Source organism: Oceanirhabdus sp. W0125-5, assembly GCF_027938815.1.
Lineage (GTDB): Bacteria > Bacillota > Clostridia > Clostridiales > Clostridiaceae > Oceanirhabdus.
Genome location: NZ_CP115913.1, coordinates 1210946 through 1228267 on the forward strand (window position 1 = coordinate 1210946; position 17322 = coordinate 1228267).

A 17322-nucleotide genomic window follows, 5' to 3' on the forward strand; every position below is an offset into this window, starting at 1 on the left:
GAAATATTATGAGTAAATGTGAAAGTTGTAGTCAAAAATCTTCATGTTCTAGTAAAGAAAAGTGTAATTACATGGAACACAAAGGAAATATAAAGAACATAATTGGTGTTATAAGTGGAAAAGGGGGAGTGGGTAAATCTACATGTACAACTCTCTTAGCTACGCTTTTAAGGAAAAGTGGATATAAGGTGGGGGTTTTAGATGCGGATATAACGGGGCCTTCTATACCTAGATTATTTGGTATAAATGAGAAAAGAGCTATTATAAAACAAGTTGGAGAAGATAAAGCTGAATTTGAGCCTGTGGAAACTAAAACAGGTATAAAGGTTATGTCATTAAATTTATTAATTCCTAAAGAAGATGATCCTGTAATATGGAGAGGTCCTATGATTACAGGTGTTCTAAATCAAATGTATGGAGACACAAATTGGGGAGAACTAGATTATTTGTTAATTGACATGCCGCCAGGTACAGGGGATATTGCTCTTACAGTTATGCAGAGTATAAATCTAAGTGGTATGGTTGTTGTATCAACTCCTCAAGATATGGTTTCAATGATTGTTAAGAAAGTAATAACAATGGCTCAAAAGATGAATATAGATGTTATGGGTGTAATTGAAAATATGTCATATATAAAATGTGGAAGTTGTGGAGAAAAAACAAGAATCTTTAGTAAAAAGCCTGCTGAGGAGCATGCTAAATACTTAGGTGTTAAACTTCTTGCAGAACTACCAGTTGATTTAGATTTGATCGAACGTATGGAAAATGGAGATATTGAAAACTATATTGTTTATAATGTTGAGTATGATAAGATAGTAAACGAAATTATATAAAAACATAGTTTATAAAACCATAATTGAGAATGGAGAGTTGAGAATTGAGAATGATTGATATTTCTCTCCGAGAAATTTTAATTGTATTGTTTAAGGAACAATAATGGTTTACTCGTTTCATTTAAATGAAACATTGTATTAATTAATACAATATTTTATCGCAGATAAAATGAGTAAACACTCCTTGTCCTAAAGAATAATAAAATGTAGTTTCTGCGCAAGCAGAAACATCCATCATTCTCAATTCTACATTCTCAATTCTCCATTTGTTTTCAAAGCACGGTTAACCGTGCTTTTGTATTACATGAGGTTTGAAGTATCATTAGGATACAAGTGTCTTAACGAGTATAAATTGATTTCGTCTCCTAATATTAATGATTTGGGTATGCTATTTATAGGGAATAAGCGTGTTGAACTGTCATCCATTAATACAGTAACAAATAAAGTGTCTATATCTATAATTTTTCCTCTCATAAGTAAAACCTTCCTTTAAAAAATATCATTCAAATATATTTAAGGTATTTGAATGATATCTGAATAACTAGCCGAAGTAAAATATTACACTTGTTTTTTTCTTACAGTTGAAAAAAAATCGGAATAATATTAAAATGAATATATATACTGCTAAATTTTAACTTTATTTTTAACTTTATTTTTAACTAAAGTTAATAGATTTATTCATAAATATTTTTTAATGAGGTGTTTCTGTGGCTCTTAAATTATTGATTGTGTTAAGTGGTTTACTGATAATAAGCAATACTGTATATTTTTTTAAATATAATTTACTGAAGAGAAACATTATTAGCATTCAATTATTAAAAAAGTTAATGAAGGAAATTCATTTGGAGATTTCAAACTTAGATAATAAGTATGAAGTTTGTGAAATAATATTAACAAAAGCCATAAATTTTATTAAGTTTTCAACTAGAGGAAGCTTATTATTAATTAATGAAGATGGTTTGTTTGAATACGCTGCAATAAAAGGATATCCTGAGGAACTTAAAAATTTAAAATTCAAAAAAGAGGAATTGTATTTATATAAGATTAATAATTTTAAGGAACCTGCCATTCTGACAGATATAGATAAGTTAGACAAGAGTTTATTAACTGAAATGAAATACGATAAACTCAAAGATTTAGATGGACTTAATATTAAATCTACTGTATCTTTTCCTATCCATGTAAATGGAGAAGTCATAGCAATAATGAATCTTGATTCTGAGAGTGTTACATTTGAAAAGAATAGACAGACTAAGATTTTATATGAACAAATAAAATATGATCTTAATAGTATATTTGAGAATTATGATGTTAGAGAGAAACTTACACAACTTGCTAATATTGACGAACTTACAGGACTTATTAATAAAAGACAGTTCAAGAAGATTATTGATAAAGAGATTGAAGTATTAAGAAAATCATCAAATAAGGGAAAGAATGATAAAAAGTTGTATTTAATATTTCTTGATATAGATAATTTCAAGAATATAAATGATGAAAAAGGTCATTACTTTGGAGATATGGCACTCAAACATTTTGCAAATTTATTAAAAGAATATTTTTCACAAGATGTAGTTAGTAGAATATATGGAGATGAATTTGCTATTCTTTGTACAGAGGGGAATATATGCAAGATTCAAGCTAAGATTAAATCTTTGAAAAGCATTTTAGAAGATAATATAATAAACACTAATGTGGAAAGTTTTAGCTATGGAATAATGGCAATTGATGAGAAAAATTTAGACAAGAGTTATGAAATATTGATGCAGGATGTTGACGAATTAATGTATAAAGATAAAAATCATAAAAAATTACTTATGTTTAATATTGATGATTACTGTAATGAGATACACACAAGGTAAAGAAATATAATAGAGAAATTAAAAGCAATTGCTTTTCATTATTAAAGATAATGAAGCAATTGCTTTTTTAATGAATTGAATTTTTCAGAACTTAGAGGTGTATCAATTGAGAATTTAAGGAAATCTGTTAATGGTTTGTTTTTTATCACATATATACTTTTAGATAATTCTAGTGCTTCTTCAATATCGTGGGTCACTAGGATAACGGTTTTCTTTTCCATGTTCCAAAGTTTAAGAAAGGTTTCTTTTAAACTTTTCTTTAAACTTGCATTGAGTCCTGTAAATGGTTCATCCATTAAGAGATAGTTACTTGGGAAAGCAAAAGCTCTTGCCAGGGAAACTCTTTGTTTCATACCTCCACTTAATTCATGAGGAAACATATCTTTATACTCTAATAGATTAACTAAATTTAGGTAATGATTAATTTTTTTATGTATATCAGTACTAGTTATAACATGCTTGAGAGCAAAATGCATATTTTCATAAACTGTTAGCCAAGGAATTAAAGTTGGAGATTGAAAAACATATGAAAAAATATCATCTTTTGACTTAATAGTCCCAGAATAATTTTTATTTATTCCACTTACTAAATTTAATAAAGTTGATTTGCCTGAACCAGAAGAACCTAGTATACAATTTATGCTATTCTCATTAAAATTAACATTTAAATTTTCTATTATGAAATTATTATCATAAGAGAAGCTTAGATTTTTTATTTCAATCATAACATCACATCCTAAATCTTTTCTTTGTAATAGGAGTCGATAAAATTCTCAATAACTTTCCAAATAAACTACTTATAAACAGTAAGGCTATAGTCCAAGCAAAGAGGCTAGCAGTATCAAATGAGGTTTTGGATAGATATAGGTATTTACCTATAGAATATTGGAGATAAGATAATGCCTCGGTAGTTGCTATTGATTTCCAAGTTAAACCAAGTGTACTTATCATTGTAGATAAAAGTTGAGGAAATATGCTTGGAAGATAAATAATGAATATTTGACGGAATAATGATATTTTATACACATTAGCCATATTTAAAATATCTTTATCAACTGTTTTTAATCCTTCCACAACAGTAGACCACACAATAGGGAAGGAAACTAAGAAACTCACAACTATTGGAACACTTTCTTTTCTCATGGAGATTACAATTAAAAATATTATAGAGATTATAGGAATTGATCTCAGTGTACTTATAAGAGGTTTCAATAAAATATATAATGTGTTGCTAAAGTGACATAAGAAACCAATTATAATACCGCATAATAGTGATATTAAAAATGCACATAATCCTCTGAGAATAGTCCATATTATTGAATAATAAAAGGACAATGATTTTAGTAGATAAATAAGACTTTTAACAACAGTTACAGGTGATGGTAGTTTAACCTCGCTATTAATTAATAGCGAGGCTATATGCCATATAAACAACCAGAATATCACAGGTAAGACTTTTATGATTTTATTTTTCCATGAAGAATTTTTCATCTGGCAAGTTGCCTCCTACTGATTTCTTATCGAAATCATATAATATCTTTAGGAAATTTATAATTTCATCTTGTTTTGATTGAGCATCAATATAAACTACATTACAATTTGGAATTGATAGTTCTGCTATTTTACTGTTTGGCAGTATTTCGTGCTTTTCTAGTAATTTACCACCATCAACAGGGTTATCGTTAACCCAAGAAACAGAATTCTCATATTCATCTAAGAATTTATTAATAAACTCAGAATTTTTTTCTCTGAACTCTTTCTTTATAACCAGTGCTCCCATTATTATTTCAGCAGATTTCTCAACTTTATTCCACTCATCTTGTATATTAATAGACCTTTTAATATTTTTATTCTTCAGTGAAACCATTGTTGCAAAAGGTTCAGGAAGGATAGCATATTGAACATCTCCACTAATAACAGCTTGGGCTAGTTCGGAATTCTTTAGAGAATAATCTATAATGATATTTTCATCAGGTATTAGACCATTTTTATTCATAAGGTTTTGTAGTATAAAATCAGGTGTTGCACCTGGAGTACCACAATATATAGTTTGTCCTTTAAGATCTTCTATGGAATCAAGGGACTCATCATTGCTTACAATATACAGAACTCCTAATGTGTTAATTACAGCCACTTCATACTTGCCTTTAGTGGCATTATAGACTTTAGAAGCCACATTAACTGGAACGGCAGCTATGTCTAATTCTTCATTTAATAATCTAGGGACTAATAAATCAGGTGATGGAATAACTTCTATAGAAACTGAAACATTATCAGAAGTTATTGAGGTATCATCATCAATAAGTTTAATCATTCCTATAGATGTAGGACCTTTAAGACTTGCAATTGAAACAGAGACAGGCTCTTTAGGGTTATTTTTTGTACCACAAGCAATTAAATTTAAAGATATAAAAATTGTAAAAAGTACTAAACAAATCTTTTTCATAAATACCTCCTAAGTTATAGATTATTTTATTATAATACAAACACTATTAATATTATAATATTTTAGTTATATTGGCAATTATGAGTATAAAGAATCACATTTCTCATTAGAAAAAATAATATATATATAGGAATGCTTTTGGAGGAATAGAAAATGGGTAAAAAACATAGAAATTTACCTGCTAAACAGAATGGGAAAAATAAAATTGTACCTATGAATTACAGAATGAAACGCATAGATGCTAAAAATATTCTATCAATAACTCCTAATGAACTTTTTAAAACATGGAAAGATAATAAGGATAAAATGGAGTTTTATGTGAATAAACTAAAAAATGAAGTGTTATATCTTCAAAAGCAGCTTGCAACAGCTGATAAAAAAATGACTTTTGAAATTATGACAGAAATTGAACATAAGAAAGAAGAAATGAGTAGATGTGAACAAAGCTTTAGAGAATGGATTGGAGGAATTGAAAATGGAATAAACAGTGTTGTTCACAGAGTATTTGAAAAGATTCTTAAAGGGGCTTCAAAAAATGACATATCAAATGTGGTTATTGAGTTTAGTAATACATTTTCACAAGCTAAATATGGGAATGAAAAACTTGAAAATATTTTAGTTTATTTTGTTAATGAATATAAAGCTAACTTAATTAGAGAAGCAGAATCAAGAAAAAGAGCTATGGAAGTAGGGAGATACAATTCACCTCCTAGTGATATATATTACCCTACTGAAATATATGATAATTATAGTGAAAACCTACCAAGTGCTAAGTATGAAAATGCCTATATAACAAATAAACAGGAGGCATATCCACAAGAATATTATGATAATCAATTGAGAGAAATAACAAGATATAATCAAGAAAATAATCTGGATAAAGTTTATGATAATAATAAACAAAATATGCGTTTTTTCAGCATATCAATTTTCTACGGATCTTATGGAAATCAGAAAAATAAATATAGAAAAATTAGAAATAAGCCATTTGGAAATATGTTATTAGGTGCATTTGATGCAATGTCAAATTTTTTATATGGAAATATTCAAAATACTTTAGATGAATTATATGAGGACTTAAATGATAAATAGTTTAAGTGAACTTCCAAAAAAACTGCTGATTTTTACAGCAGTTTTAATTTTTATTAAATCCTATATAATGAAAAAAATTTAATGTCAATTTCAAAATTAATTAATATATGCGATTATTTTATAATAACTCACTATTAGTATAGTATATTAAATAATACAATCAAAAAGGAAAATTGATAATAGAATAAATCGGGTTTATAATACTTAAGTACTATATATAGTGCTTATAAAAATGGAAAGTGCTATATGTTGTGCGTTGCTTAAAAAATGTGATTAACAGGAAAGAGGCGTTATTTTGGAAAAGAACATGGAAAAGAATTTAGAGATAATGAAGAAGATAAGAGCAATAGGAATTGAGACTGACAGAGATAATGCAAATGTAGGTAATAATTTTAGTGCTAAACTTTTGAGAATAGCAAGTGAAGCTAATAAGTGGCATATACTTTCGTACCTTCCTGAGAATTTGGCAAAAGCACATTCAGAGGGAGATTTATATTTTCATGATTTAGATAGCTATAATTTAACGATAAATTGTTTAAATGTAGAAACTGGAAAAATACTTAAAAAAGGATTTAACACTGGGTATGGAACAATAAAACCACCTAAGAGAATCGGAAGTGCAGCAGAATTATCTTGTATCTTACTTCAAAGTACTCAAAATGACATGTTCGGTGGTCAATCACATGTTAATTTTGATAATGATATGGCTTACTTTGTTAAACTTACTAGAGAAGAAATACATAGAGATGTTAGGGGTTTATTTAATGATTTAAAACTTGAAATAAGTGATGAGATGGTTAAGGATGAAGTAGAAAAGAAATTAGAGAGAGAAGTTCGACAAGCTATGCAGGGTGTAGTATATAATCTTAATACAATGCATTCAAGAGCTGGAAGTCAGGTTCCTTTTAGTTCAATTAATATTGGTTTACCAGAAGATGATGATGCTGCTTTAGTATGTAGAATGTTCCTTGAAGAATATGAAAAAGGATTAGGAAAAGGAGAACAACCAATCTTCCCTAATATAATATTCAGAGTTAAAGAAGGCGTAAATAGAGAGAAAGAGGATAAGTATTATTATCTTTATGAATTAGCATGTCGAGTAGCATCAAAGAGAATGAATCCTATGTTTATGAATTTAGATGCAGATTTTAACTTGGAGAAATATAACGAAGGTATAATTGCCTCAACAATGGGGTGTAGAACATATATTATGTCAAATATAAATGGAGAAGATGGACCTCAAGGAAGAGGGAATATTGCTCCTACAACTATTAACTTGCCTAGAATTGGTATTAAGGCAGAAAAAAATATAGAGCAGTTTTATAAGCTTTTAGATGATACATTATCATTAGCAAGAGAATCCCTTTTACACAGATATTCTGTATTGAAGGATTTAAAAGTAAAGGATCTTCCATTTGTTGCAGGGGAAGGTTTGGTTAGAGGCTCAGAAGGGCTTAGCAAGGAAGATAATATAGAGCCATTACTTAAGCAAGGATCATTTGCAATTGGGTTTATAGGTCTTGCTGAAACGTTAACTGCTTTAACAGGAAAGCATCATGGAGAATGTGAAGAATCGAGAAAATTAGGAATCGAAATATTGAATCATATTAGAAAGAAATGTGATGAGTTTAAAAATACAGATAGACTTAACTGGTCTTGCTATGCTACTCCAGCAGAAGGATTATCAGGTAAATTTATTAAGCAGGATAAAGAGCAATATGGAATTATTGAAGGGGTAACAGATAAAGATTATTACACTAATAGCTATCATGTGCCAGTTTCAACTAAGGTATCAATTAAGGATAAGGTTGATATTGAGGCTCCATATCATAAGATATGTAATGCAGGACATATAACATATATTGAACTTGATGGTACACCAAGTGCTGCAGATGTAATGAATATAATCAATTATTCATACAAGAATACTAATATAAATTATATGGGTATCAATTTCCATATAAGATATTGTAAAGAATGTGGAACTAGTATTCAGCAAAATGGTAGTGTGTGTACAAAATGTGGAAGTAATAGAATTCAAGGAATATCTAGAGTTACTGGGTACCTTAGCTTAGATGAAAGGTTTGGAGAAGGTAAGAGTGCTGAGAGAGCAGATAGAATATCTCATACAGATAGACATGTAAACAGCTATTAAGAAAGTTTAAAATAAATGTAAGTGTACCAGGTCCGCTAACAAAATATGTAAGTGGACTTGATACGTTAATATATTAGAGGTGTTAATATGGGGTGTTTAAAAGAAAAAATAAATGTAGCAGGTTTTTTAGAAAACTCATTAGTGAATGGAGAAGGGATAAGAAGTGTGCTTTTTGTCTCAGGTTGTACTCATAACTGTGAAGGGTGTCATAATAGAGCAATGCAGAACAAAGAATATGGAGAACCAATAGAACTTGATAATGTTTATGAGCGTATTATGAAAAATTATCCTTTGATTAATGGAGTTACATTCTCAGGGGGAGAACCTTTCGAGAATTCAGATATACTACATAAGTTAGCAGAAAAAATAAAAAATAATAGTGATATGAATATATGGTGTTACACTGGATATAGATATGAAGACTTGATAAATTCAGGAAGAAGAGAGTGGAAAGAACTGCTGAAAAATATTGATGTGCTGGTTGATGGGAAATTTTTAAAAGAACTTAAAGATGAATCCTTGAGATATAGGGGATCAAAAAACCAGAGGGTTATAAACGTTCAAGAGAGTATCATTTCAAATAGTATAATTAAATTAGATGTATAAAGCTGTAAAGTGTTAACATATTATTATATTTTCTCAAGAAGCATTGAATATGGTAAATAAGGGGTATATTATTATAATATAGAGGAGTATTCGATGTGAAAGGAGGAGTAAGAATGAAAACAAGGCACAAAGTTCTTTTTTCTACTGGATTACTTTTTGCTGGAGCTGCTTTAGCCGGATATTTTGAAAGAAATAAAGAGGATAAGGTTCTAGTAAGAGGGCGTGTTGATAAGGTTTTCTTGGATGAAAATCGTATATCTGAAATAAGTGTAGTCGGGATTAAGTATGATGACACTGAGAGAGATAAAGCACTTATAAGATTAGATAACAGTACAAGAATAATTAGAAAATTTACAAATGAGATTATAACATCTAAATCTTTAAAGGAAGACGACTTAGTTGAAATAATAGTAGAACACAATGAGACAGACTCCAATATAATTAAACCAAAGAAGATAATACTTATGACATAAACCATTTATATTGCAATTATTTATATTTTATTATTAATAAACCGTGAAAAAAAGACCTTTTGAAGGTCTTTTTTTAGTTGACAATGGACAACGGACAGTGGACAACGAAGGACATTTCACTCCGTGAAATTTTAGTCTTATTGTTTCTTTGACAAGATGATTTTACTCGTTTCATTTGGATGAAACATTGTACTTAAAATACAATATTTTATCCTAAAGATAAAATGAGTAAAAACTTTTTTATCTAAAGAAGAATAAAATGTAGTTTCTGCTATTAGCAGAAACATCCTACGTTGTTCATTGTCAACTGTCCACTGTCAACTTCTTTTAAAGGTTTTGGTTTTAATTTGACAGAATATTATGAAAGTAATACAATATAAACAGGGAATTAAATAAAATATGACAAAGGGGGATAAAAATGGCAAAAGCAAAAAGAGGGAAAAATATAAAGAAACCAGGATGGAGAGGAACTTGTCCTATATGTTCTAAAACAGGAGTCAAGCTCCTTTGGACATCTACAAAAGATGAGAAGGATGTTAATGTTTGTAGACTTTGTGGTAAGTAGTAATTCAGGATAATTCATTTAAAAGAATAATCTTTGTTTTTTCATTTTTTAAATCATTAGAGTATATCTCTAATGATTTTTTATGTATTATTGGTAAATTTACTTCATATAAGAATTTTTCAAGGCCTTCTATAGGTAAAGGAAAATCCGGGGTTCTATAATGCATAGGTAACACTATTTTTGGGGAGAGTCTATGAACTAAATTAGAAGCAAGTTCACCATCGATAGTTATATTGCCTCCAACAGGAATGAAAAGTATATCTATATTGCCTAGTTTATCAATAAAATTATCATCTAATGAGTGACCTAGATCGCCTAAATGACATAATGTAGTGCCTTCAGCATGTATTAAATATATTATGTTTTCACCTCTTTTGTATCCCTTAAAATTATCATGATAGCTTTTGAATCCATGTATTCTTAAAGAGTTATTTTCATAAACATCACATTTGTTTATAATAGTTATTTCTTCAGAAAATTCATTTATAAAAGAATGATCAAAATGAGAATGGCTAATAGTCACATGTGTAAATTTCTCATACATTTCTTTATTTTTCAATTTATTCATAACAAATTCTCCAGGGTCAGTAATAATTTTAAATTCCCCTGTATCTATATAATAAGTGGAATGACCAATATAAAAAATATTCATAAAATCCTCCTAAAAATTTACATTTAGTTCTCTTTTTTCTATGGTATTTATTATACTATGAAGGTATAATATAAATTAGAGGTAAAATTATGGTGAAAAAATGCTTATAACCTCGTTATTTTATATTTTTTACAAAAAACAATAAATATATGGGGGTGTTAAGGAAATAATGAAAAAAAATATGTTTTTAAGTAGAATTTCTTTGATTTTAACTTTTATTATGTTTGTTACAAGTTTTCAACTTGGAGCAATTGATTTAACTAAACGAGCTGATGCTTTATCATTCAGAAAAACATTTAAAGATGTTGAACTAGATAAAGTGTGGAAAATAAAATTCGATAAAAGTTTAAAACCAACTATAGAGAATATTAATAAAGTAAGAGTATATGATTCAAACTTTAATTACATAGAGACAATTAGAGATTATAGTGATAATAATAGAACTATTGTTGTAAAACCAATGAAGGATTATAAGCCAGGAAGTTATTATTACATATTTATAGATAGAGATTTGAAAGCAGCCGATGGGGAGAGTTTTGGAACAGAGTATAGAATAGAATTTTTAACTAAAGGTGGAGTGAGTACACCTGATTTAACAGTTGTGCTAGATCCGGGACAAACCTTTGCTACATATGTTGAAGGATTCGGAATTCTTGGAAAGGACCTGAATTTAGATATAGCTAAAAGAGTTGGGAATGAATTGAAATCTCAAGGGGTAAATGTTATTTACACTCGCCAAGGTGATAATGTATCATGGTCAAGAGAAGAGGATATGAGAAAAAGAGCTGATGTTGCTAATAAAGCTAATGCTGATTATATGGTTAGTATTTATTGTAATTTATCTGAAACTAAGACATCAAATGGTATAGAAACATACTATCTTGAGGGTAAAAATAAGGACGAGCAGTTCGCACAAGAAATTCAAGATAGTGTTATTAAAAAAACAGGAGCAAATGATAGAGGAATAAAGACTAAGTCGAATTTTGAACTTTTTGAGAAGCTTAAAATGCCAGGAGTTATTGTCGAAGTAGGGTTTTTGACAAACTCAACTGATGCCTCTAACCTTAAAAAGAGCAGCTATAAAGACAATATTGCCCAGGGAATAAGCAAAGTAATTTTGTCGAAGGTTAAGACTTCAAATTCTACAAAAACTGAAATTAAACCCAGTATGAAATATATGTCAAAAGAAATAACTACAGGAACAGACTTTGAATTACCAGAGACACTTAAGATTACTTATAAGAATAGTGGTGAGAAAAAAGTTATATCAGTAAATTGGAAAAGAAAGATCTATAATGTTAATAAATCAGGGACATACTATTGTTACGGTACAATTGATAATAATGGTACAGAAGTTATTATTGAATACAAGTTAGTGGTAAAAGGGCAAGAAAATGATACAGAGGATAAAGATACCGATAATAATTCAGATGACAATACTGATGAGAATAAACAAACAGAAGAAAAGAATGATGATAATACAGAAAAGCATGTTGTTACATTGAATGCCTCTAGAGGAGGATTTGACAGTGGAGTAATTGGTGATAACGGAGTAATTGAAAAAGATTTAAATCTAGAAATAGCACTTAAAGCTGGAGAAATACTGAAAACTAGGGGATATGATATTGTATACACTAGAGAGAGTGATTATGTAACATGGAATAAAAGCAATGAAATAATAGAGCGTGTAAAGATATCTGATGATGCTAAATCAGAACTTATGATTAATATTGGCGCTAATAGCGTTTCTAATACAGAGGTTAGTGGAGTTGAAACTTTTTATCGTGAAGGGAATAAAGCGGGTCAGAAGGCAGCTAAACTTATACAGGATAATGTTATACAGAAAACAGGAGCAACATATAGAGGGGTAAAAAGTAATACTGTATTAAATACATTGAGATTATCAAAGGCTCCAGCAATATGGGTAGCAGTTGGGTTTGTATCAAATGAAGAAGAAGCCCAGAGATTAAAAGAAACAGCATATAAAAACAGAATAGCTTTAGGTATAGCTGATGCTGTAACAGAATATTTTAATGGTACTCATGTAGATGTAAAAGATGAGTTACATGTAAAAGAAATCACAAAGAGAATTAAGCAAGGACAAGTCTTCTCTTTACCTGACAAAATAGATATAATTTTAGATGGTATGGGAGAGAAAGCTTATAAAGTGAAATGGGATAATACTACTGTAAATACTTCAAAAGCAGGTGTATTTAAATATGAAGGAACGCTTGTTGATAGAGAAGAAAGAGTTGTATTAACATTGATAATAGGTAGAGCACAGAAGACTGGTTACAAGGTTGTGCTTGATCCAGGACATGGTGGATATGATTCAGGAGCCATAGGATACACTAAAACTAGAGAAAAAGATGTTACCTTAAGCGTAGCATTGATGGTTGGAAACTATCTAGTTAGAAATGGTGTAGATGTTGAATATACTCGTACATCAGACAAGGTTTCGTGGCCATCCAACGTATCACAAGACCTTAAAGTAAGAACTAATATAGCAAATAATTATAAGCCAGATTTATTTATAAGTATACATCTTAATTCAACTTATAACGAAACTGCACATGGGGTAGAAACATATTCATTCTATGGAAGTAGCCAAGGATATATTTTAGCTAGTTATATACAAAACGAGCTGATAAAATATACTGGAGCAAATAATAGAGGTGTGAAGCAAAAAGGATTCTATGTAATTAAGTATTCAGATGCACCAGCGGCTCTTATTGAGTTAGGATTTTTATCAAATAAAGATGAAGAGAAAAGATTCAAATCTATAGAAGAGCAAAAGAAATATGCAAGAGCAATATCTGTAGGTATATTCAAAAAATTAGGAGTTACTAACTACGATGTAACAGACTAAATTTTTGACCTTGAACTTTTTCAACAATCTGATTATAAATATCAGAGTATTTGATTGACATTGTAAGAACTGTATAATATAATGTACTAAAATAAAGTATATGTATTGAAATGATAAAAGCAAAGATTAGGAAGAGTAGCTATTGGTACAGTTACCAGAGAGTGGGGATGGTGGAAACCCATAACTTAGACTATTAGTGAAAATCACCTATGAGCTTAGGGCTGAACATCAGTAAGCTTCTACGTGTTTCTGCGTTAAAGAATAGAGTATGATAGTACTTGAAATCCCATTAAAGGTGGTATAGCGAATTTTACTTCGTCCTTAATTGAGGGCGAAGTTTTTTATTTTTATTCAGTTTTCCATTATTTTATAAAGGGATTATGGAAATAATCAATAAAGAGTAGAAGTGTAAAGGATAGTTTAATAAGTACAATATTTTAGTTAATATACAAATCAAAGGAAAGGGGTTAGGTTAATGTACAATAAAATTGATTCTTCAAGAAGTTTTGTTCAAATGGAAAAAGACATAGCAAAACTTTGGAACGATAAAAATGTTATACAAAAGAACTTCGACGCAAACAAAGATGGTAAGTATTTTACTTTCTATGATGGACCTCCAACAGCTAATGGTAAGCCGCACGTTGGGCACGTTTTAACAAGAGTAATGAAGGACCTTATACCAAGATATAAAGTAATGAAGGGATATAAGGTTGTAAGAAAAGCTGGATGGGATACTCATGGATTACCAGTTGAGCTTGAAATCGAGAAAAAATTAGGAATCTCAGGAAAAGACCAAATTGAAGAATATGGTGTTGAGAAATTCATAAAAGAATGTAAGGAAAGTGTATTCAAATATACTGAACTTTGGAAAGATATGTCTGAGAAACTAGGTTACTGGGTAGACATGGATAATCCATATGTAACTTACCATGACACTTATATTGAGTCTGTATGGTGGGCTTTAAAAACTATGTGGGATAAAGAACTTCTTTATAAGGGACATAAGATAATGCCTTACTGTCCTAGATGTGGAACTTCTCTTTCTTCTCACGAAGTTGCACAAGGATACAAAGATGTTAAGGATGTTACAGCTATAGCTAAATTTAAGGTTGAAGGTGAAGAGAATAAGTATATCTTAGCTTGGACAACGACTCCATGGACATTACCATCAAACTTAGCTTTATGTATAAACAAATCTTATGATTATATAGAGGCTAAAGTAGGGGAAGAGATTCTTGTTGTAGCTAAAGATTTAGCAAGCAAAGTATTAGGTGAAGAATATGAAGTAGTAAGAGAGTTCAAAGGAACTGAACTATTAGGAACTAAGTATGAGCAATTACTACCATTTGGAAAAGTAGAAGGTAAAGCTTTTGAAGTTATTCATGGTGACTTTGTAACATTAAGTGATGGTACTGGAATAGTTCATATTGCACCTGCATATGGTGAAGATGATAGCTTAGTTGCTAAGAAAAATGGTATTACGTTTATAAACTTGGTTGACCCTAATGGTAACTTTGTTGAAGAAGTAACTCCATGGGCAGGAAAGTTTGTTAAGAAATGTGATGATAGTATTGTTAAATACTTAGAAGAACGTAACCAATTATTAAAAGCTGAAAAGCATACTCACTCATATCCACACTGCTGGAGATGTGATACGCCATTACTTTACTATCCAAGAGATAGCTGGTTTATAAAAACTACTCAAATTAAAGATCAACTTATAAAGAATAATAACAGTATTAATTGGCATCCTGACAATGTTAGAACAGGAAGAATGGGTAAATTCTTAGAGAATAACATTGACTGGGGTATCAGCAGAAACAGATATTGGGGAACTCCACTTCCAATATGGGAATGTTCTTGTGGACATAGAGAATGTATTGGAAGCAGAGAAGAGTTAAATACAAAAGGAATAGATGTTCCAGCAGATTTAGAACTTCACAAGCCATATGTTGATGGTGTTAAGCTTAACTGTGAGAAGTGTGGAGGAAAAATGGAGAGAACTCTAGAAGTAATCGACTGTTGGTTTGATTCAGGTTCAATGCCGTTTGCACAACATCACTATCCATTTGAGAATAAAGAGTTATTTGAGAGCAATTTCCCAGCACAGTTTATATCTGAGGCTGTTGACCAAACAAGAGGATGGTTCTATACATTACTTGCAATATCTACAGCTCTTTATGGTACTGTACCATTTGAGAACTGTGTAGTACTTGGACACGTACTTGATAAAAAAGGTATCAAAATGTCTAAGCATAAAGGAAATGTAGTAGATCCATTTGATGTACTAGAAGAGCAAGGTGCAGATGCTACAAGATGGCATTTCTACACTGCAAGTGCACCATGGCTTCCAACTAGATTTGCACCTAGCGAAGTTGCAGAAGCACAAAGAAAGTTCTTAAGTACATTATGGAATGTATATTCATTCTACGTATTATATGCTGATTTAGATAAATTCAACCCATATGACCATAAAGGATTTGTATCTGACAATGTTATGGATAAGTGGATAATCTCAACATTAAATACATTATCTAAAGAGGTTGGAGATCACCTTGATAACTATAGAATTACTCAAGCTGCACTTGCTGTTGAGGCATTTGTTGATGAGTTGTCTAACTGGTATGTAAGAAGAAACAGAGCTAGATTCTGGAGTGATTCATTAGATAATGATAAGATTGGAGCATATGTAACTCTTCACAGAGTATTAGTTGAGCTTTCAAAGGTTGCTGCACCATTCATACCATTTATGACTGATGAAATCTATCAGAATTTAGTAGTTGGATTAGATAAGGAAGCTCCAGAGAGTGTTCACTTATGTAGCTGGCCAGAGTACAACCAAGAGGAAGTTAATGAGGAACTTGAAAAAGAGATGAAACTTGCTTACAAGGTTGTTAAATTAGGAAGAAAAGCAAGAAGTGGAGCTAATATAAAGAACAGACAGCCACTTGGAATAATGCTTTTAGCTACTAAGTCAATTCCTGAATACTATGGAGATATTATAAAGGATGAGCTTAACATTAAGAATATTGAATTTGGAGCAGATGTATCTAAATACGTTAACTTTGAAATCAAACCTAATCTGCCTGTAATAGGAAGAAGCTATGGTAAGATGATTCCTCAAATCAGAAAAGCAATTGCAGAACAGGATCAGATGGAGTTAGCGCAAACAATAGGTAATGGTGGAACTGTTACTATAGATATAGATGGAAATGAGATAGAACTTAACAATGAGAACCTTCTTGTAACTATGCAGGGGCTTGAAGGATATGCATTTGCTGGGGAAGGTTCAATCGGAGTTGTTCTTGATACGCATATAACTGAAGAACTTAGAGAAGAAGGATTCCTAAGAGAGATCTTAAGTAAAGTTCAGAACATGAGAAAAGATAGCGGATTTGAAGTTGCAGATAAGATTAAGTTATTTGTTGCTGGAAATGAAGAGTTAAATTGTATAATCAAGAAATTTGAAGATACAATTCAAAAAGAAACACTTTCAGTTGAAATAGTTTTTGATGCTGAAAAAGATTATAAAGAACAAAAAATTAATGGTCAATTACTACAGATGGCTGTAGAAGTTGTTAAGTAATCGTCATAAACTTAAAGTTTTAAAGCAGAGCGTTAAAGCGCTCTGCTTTTTTTTTACCATTAATAAGTTTTAAGTTGTAACATAGAATAGCTTATGTTAAAATCTTTTAGTTAAGGAAATTAATCAAATAGAATATTTTCATATGTCATTGGTAAAATTAAATAATAAAAGAAAAAATAAGGC

13 protein-coding genes, 1 pseudogene and 1 other annotated feature are annotated in these 17322 nt (G+C 30.1%); of the genes and pseudogenes, 9 read left to right on the top strand and 5 right to left on the bottom strand.

All coding sequences use genetic code 11. The annotated features are described in order from the left end of the window. Positions 1 to 8 precede the first annotated feature (8 nt). Positions 9 to 833 carry an Mrp/NBP35 family ATP-binding protein gene (locus OW730_RS05875; RefSeq protein WP_271228139.1) on the top strand — a complete coding sequence of 275 codons (825 nt, stop codon included), beginning with the start codon at positions 9 to 11 and terminating at the stop codon, positions 831 to 833. Positions 834 to 1133: 300 nt separating this feature from the next. On the opposite strand, the gene OW730_RS05880 is transcribed toward OW730_RS05875, so the two are convergent. Then, positions 1134 to 1307 carry a hypothetical protein gene (locus tag OW730_RS05880; RefSeq protein WP_271228140.1) on the bottom strand — a complete coding sequence of 58 codons (174 nt, stop codon included), beginning with the start codon at positions 1305 to 1307 and terminating at the stop codon, positions 1134 to 1136. Between the two features lie 353 nt (positions 1308 to 1660). On the opposite strand from OW730_RS05880, the gene OW730_RS05885 reads away from it, so the two are divergent. After that, positions 1661 to 2695: a sensor domain-containing diguanylate cyclase gene (locus OW730_RS05885; RefSeq protein WP_271228141.1), complete on the top strand. Its 1035-nt coding sequence runs from the start codon at positions 1661 to 1663 to the stop codon at positions 2693 to 2695. Positions 2696 to 2736: 41 nt separating this feature from the next. Here OW730_RS05885 and OW730_RS05890 read toward each other — a convergent pair whose 3' ends face one another. Genes OW730_RS05890 through OW730_RS05900 form a run of 3 tightly spaced genes read right to left on the bottom strand, consistent with a single transcriptional unit; the run spans position 2737 to position 5141 of the window. Further along, positions 2737 to 3420, bottom strand: coding sequence for an ABC transporter ATP-binding protein (locus OW730_RS05890; RefSeq protein ID WP_271228142.1), 684 nt, complete (start codon positions 3418 to 3420; stop codon positions 2737 to 2739). 4 nt (positions 3421 to 3424) lie between these two features. Further along, positions 3425 to 4186 (bottom strand): ABC transporter permease, encoded by a 762-nt coding sequence (locus OW730_RS05895; RefSeq protein ID WP_271228143.1) that lies wholly within the window; start codon positions 4184 to 4186, stop codon positions 3425 to 3427. Further along, on the bottom strand, positions 4161 to 5141 hold the full coding sequence (locus OW730_RS05900; protein ID WP_271228144.1) for an ABC transporter substrate-binding protein: 981 nt from the start codon (positions 5139 to 5141) through the stop codon (positions 4161 to 4163). The genes OW730_RS05895 and OW730_RS05900 overlap by 26 nt, the downstream gene beginning before the upstream one ends. A 153-nt stretch (positions 5142 to 5294) precedes the next feature. On the opposite strand from OW730_RS05900, the gene OW730_RS05905 reads away from it, so the two are divergent. The 5 genes and pseudogenes from OW730_RS05905 (at position 5295) to OW730_RS05925 (ending at position 10032) form a co-directional block, all read left to right on the top strand. After that, positions 5295 to 6233 (top strand): hypothetical protein, encoded by a 939-nt coding sequence (locus OW730_RS05905; protein ID WP_271228145.1) that lies wholly within the window; start codon positions 5295 to 5297, stop codon positions 6231 to 6233. Between the two features lie 301 nt (positions 6234 to 6534). Further along, a pseudogene (gene nrdD, locus OW730_RS05910) lies at positions 6535 to 8388 on the top strand (anaerobic ribonucleoside-triphosphate reductase); the annotation flags it as partial. An 87-nt stretch (positions 8389 to 8475) separates the two neighbouring features. Next, a complete protein-coding gene (gene nrdG, locus OW730_RS05915) occupies positions 8476 to 8994 on the top strand; it encodes an anaerobic ribonucleoside-triphosphate reductase activating protein (RefSeq protein WP_271228146.1) in 519 nt (172 codons plus the stop codon). Positions 8995 to 9107: 113 nt separating this feature from the next. Then, on the top strand, positions 9108 to 9467 hold the full coding sequence (locus OW730_RS05920; RefSeq protein ID WP_271228147.1) for a hypothetical protein: 360 nt from the start codon (positions 9108 to 9110) through the stop codon (positions 9465 to 9467). A gap of 418 nt (positions 9468 to 9885) precedes the next feature. Beyond that, the gene (locus OW730_RS05925; protein ID WP_271228148.1) at positions 9886 to 10032 is read left to right on the top strand and encodes a hypothetical protein; all 147 of its coding nucleotides are present in this window, start codon (positions 9886 to 9888) and stop codon (positions 10030 to 10032) included. Between the two features lie 4 nt (positions 10033 to 10036). Here OW730_RS05925 and OW730_RS05930 read toward each other — a convergent pair whose 3' ends face one another. After that, positions 10037 to 10684 (bottom strand): MBL fold metallo-hydrolase, encoded by a 648-nt coding sequence (locus tag OW730_RS05930; RefSeq protein WP_271228149.1) that lies wholly within the window; start codon positions 10682 to 10684, stop codon positions 10037 to 10039. Positions 10685 to 10853: 169 nt separating this feature from the next. On the opposite strand from OW730_RS05930, the gene OW730_RS05935 reads away from it, so the two are divergent. After that, complete coding sequence (locus tag OW730_RS05935; RefSeq protein WP_271228150.1) at positions 10854 to 13553, top strand: N-acetylmuramoyl-L-alanine amidase; 2700 nt, start codon at positions 10854 to 10856, stop codon at positions 13551 to 13553. Positions 13554 to 13666: 113 nt separating this feature from the next. Next, positions 13667 to 13879, top strand: a binding site (T-box leader). 149 nt (positions 13880 to 14028) lie between these two features. Continuing rightward, positions 14029 to 17139, top strand: coding sequence for an isoleucine--tRNA ligase (ileS, locus tag OW730_RS05940; RefSeq protein WP_271228151.1), 3111 nt, complete (start codon positions 14029 to 14031; stop codon positions 17137 to 17139). The last annotated feature ends 183 nt before the right edge of the window (positions 17140 to 17322 follow it).

Bases quoted from the DNA above. Each gene is read 5' to 3' on its own strand.
- OW730_RS05875 (WP_271228139.1), top strand. From the start codon at position 9: ATGAGTAAATGTGAAAGTTGTAGTCAAAAATCTTCATGTTCTAGTAAA.
- OW730_RS05880 (WP_271228140.1), bottom strand. From the start codon at position 1,307: ATGAGAGGAAAAATTATAGATATAGACACTTTATTTGTTACTGTATTA.
- OW730_RS05885 (WP_271228141.1), top strand. From the start codon at position 1,661: ATGAAGGAAATTCATTTGGAGATTTCAAACTTAGATAATAAGTATGAA.
- OW730_RS05890 (WP_271228142.1), bottom strand. From the start codon at position 3,420: ATGATTGAAATAAAAAATCTAAGCTTCTCTTATGATAATAATTTCATA.
- OW730_RS05895 (WP_271228143.1), bottom strand. From the start codon at position 4,186: ATGAAAAATTCTTCATGGAAAAATAAAATCATAAAAGTCTTACCTGTG.
- OW730_RS05900 (WP_271228144.1), bottom strand. From the start codon at position 5,141: ATGAAAAAGATTTGTTTAGTACTTTTTACAATTTTTATATCTTTAAAT.
- OW730_RS05905 (WP_271228145.1), top strand. From the start codon at position 5,295: ATGGGTAAAAAACATAGAAATTTACCTGCTAAACAGAATGGGAAAAAT.
- nrdG (WP_271228146.1), top strand. From the start codon at position 8,476: ATGGGGTGTTTAAAAGAAAAAATAAATGTAGCAGGTTTTTTAGAAAAC.
- OW730_RS05920 (WP_271228147.1), top strand. From the start codon at position 9,108: ATGAAAACAAGGCACAAAGTTCTTTTTTCTACTGGATTACTTTTTGCT.
- OW730_RS05925 (WP_271228148.1), top strand. From the start codon at position 9,886: ATGGCAAAAGCAAAAAGAGGGAAAAATATAAAGAAACCAGGATGGAGA.
- OW730_RS05930 (WP_271228149.1), bottom strand. From the start codon at position 10,684: ATGAATATTTTTTATATTGGTCATTCCACTTATTATATAGATACAGGG.
- OW730_RS05935 (WP_271228150.1), top strand. From the start codon at position 10,854: ATGAAAAAAAATATGTTTTTAAGTAGAATTTCTTTGATTTTAACTTTT.
- ileS (WP_271228151.1), top strand. From the start codon at position 14,029: ATGTACAATAAAATTGATTCTTCAAGAAGTTTTGTTCAAATGGAAAAA.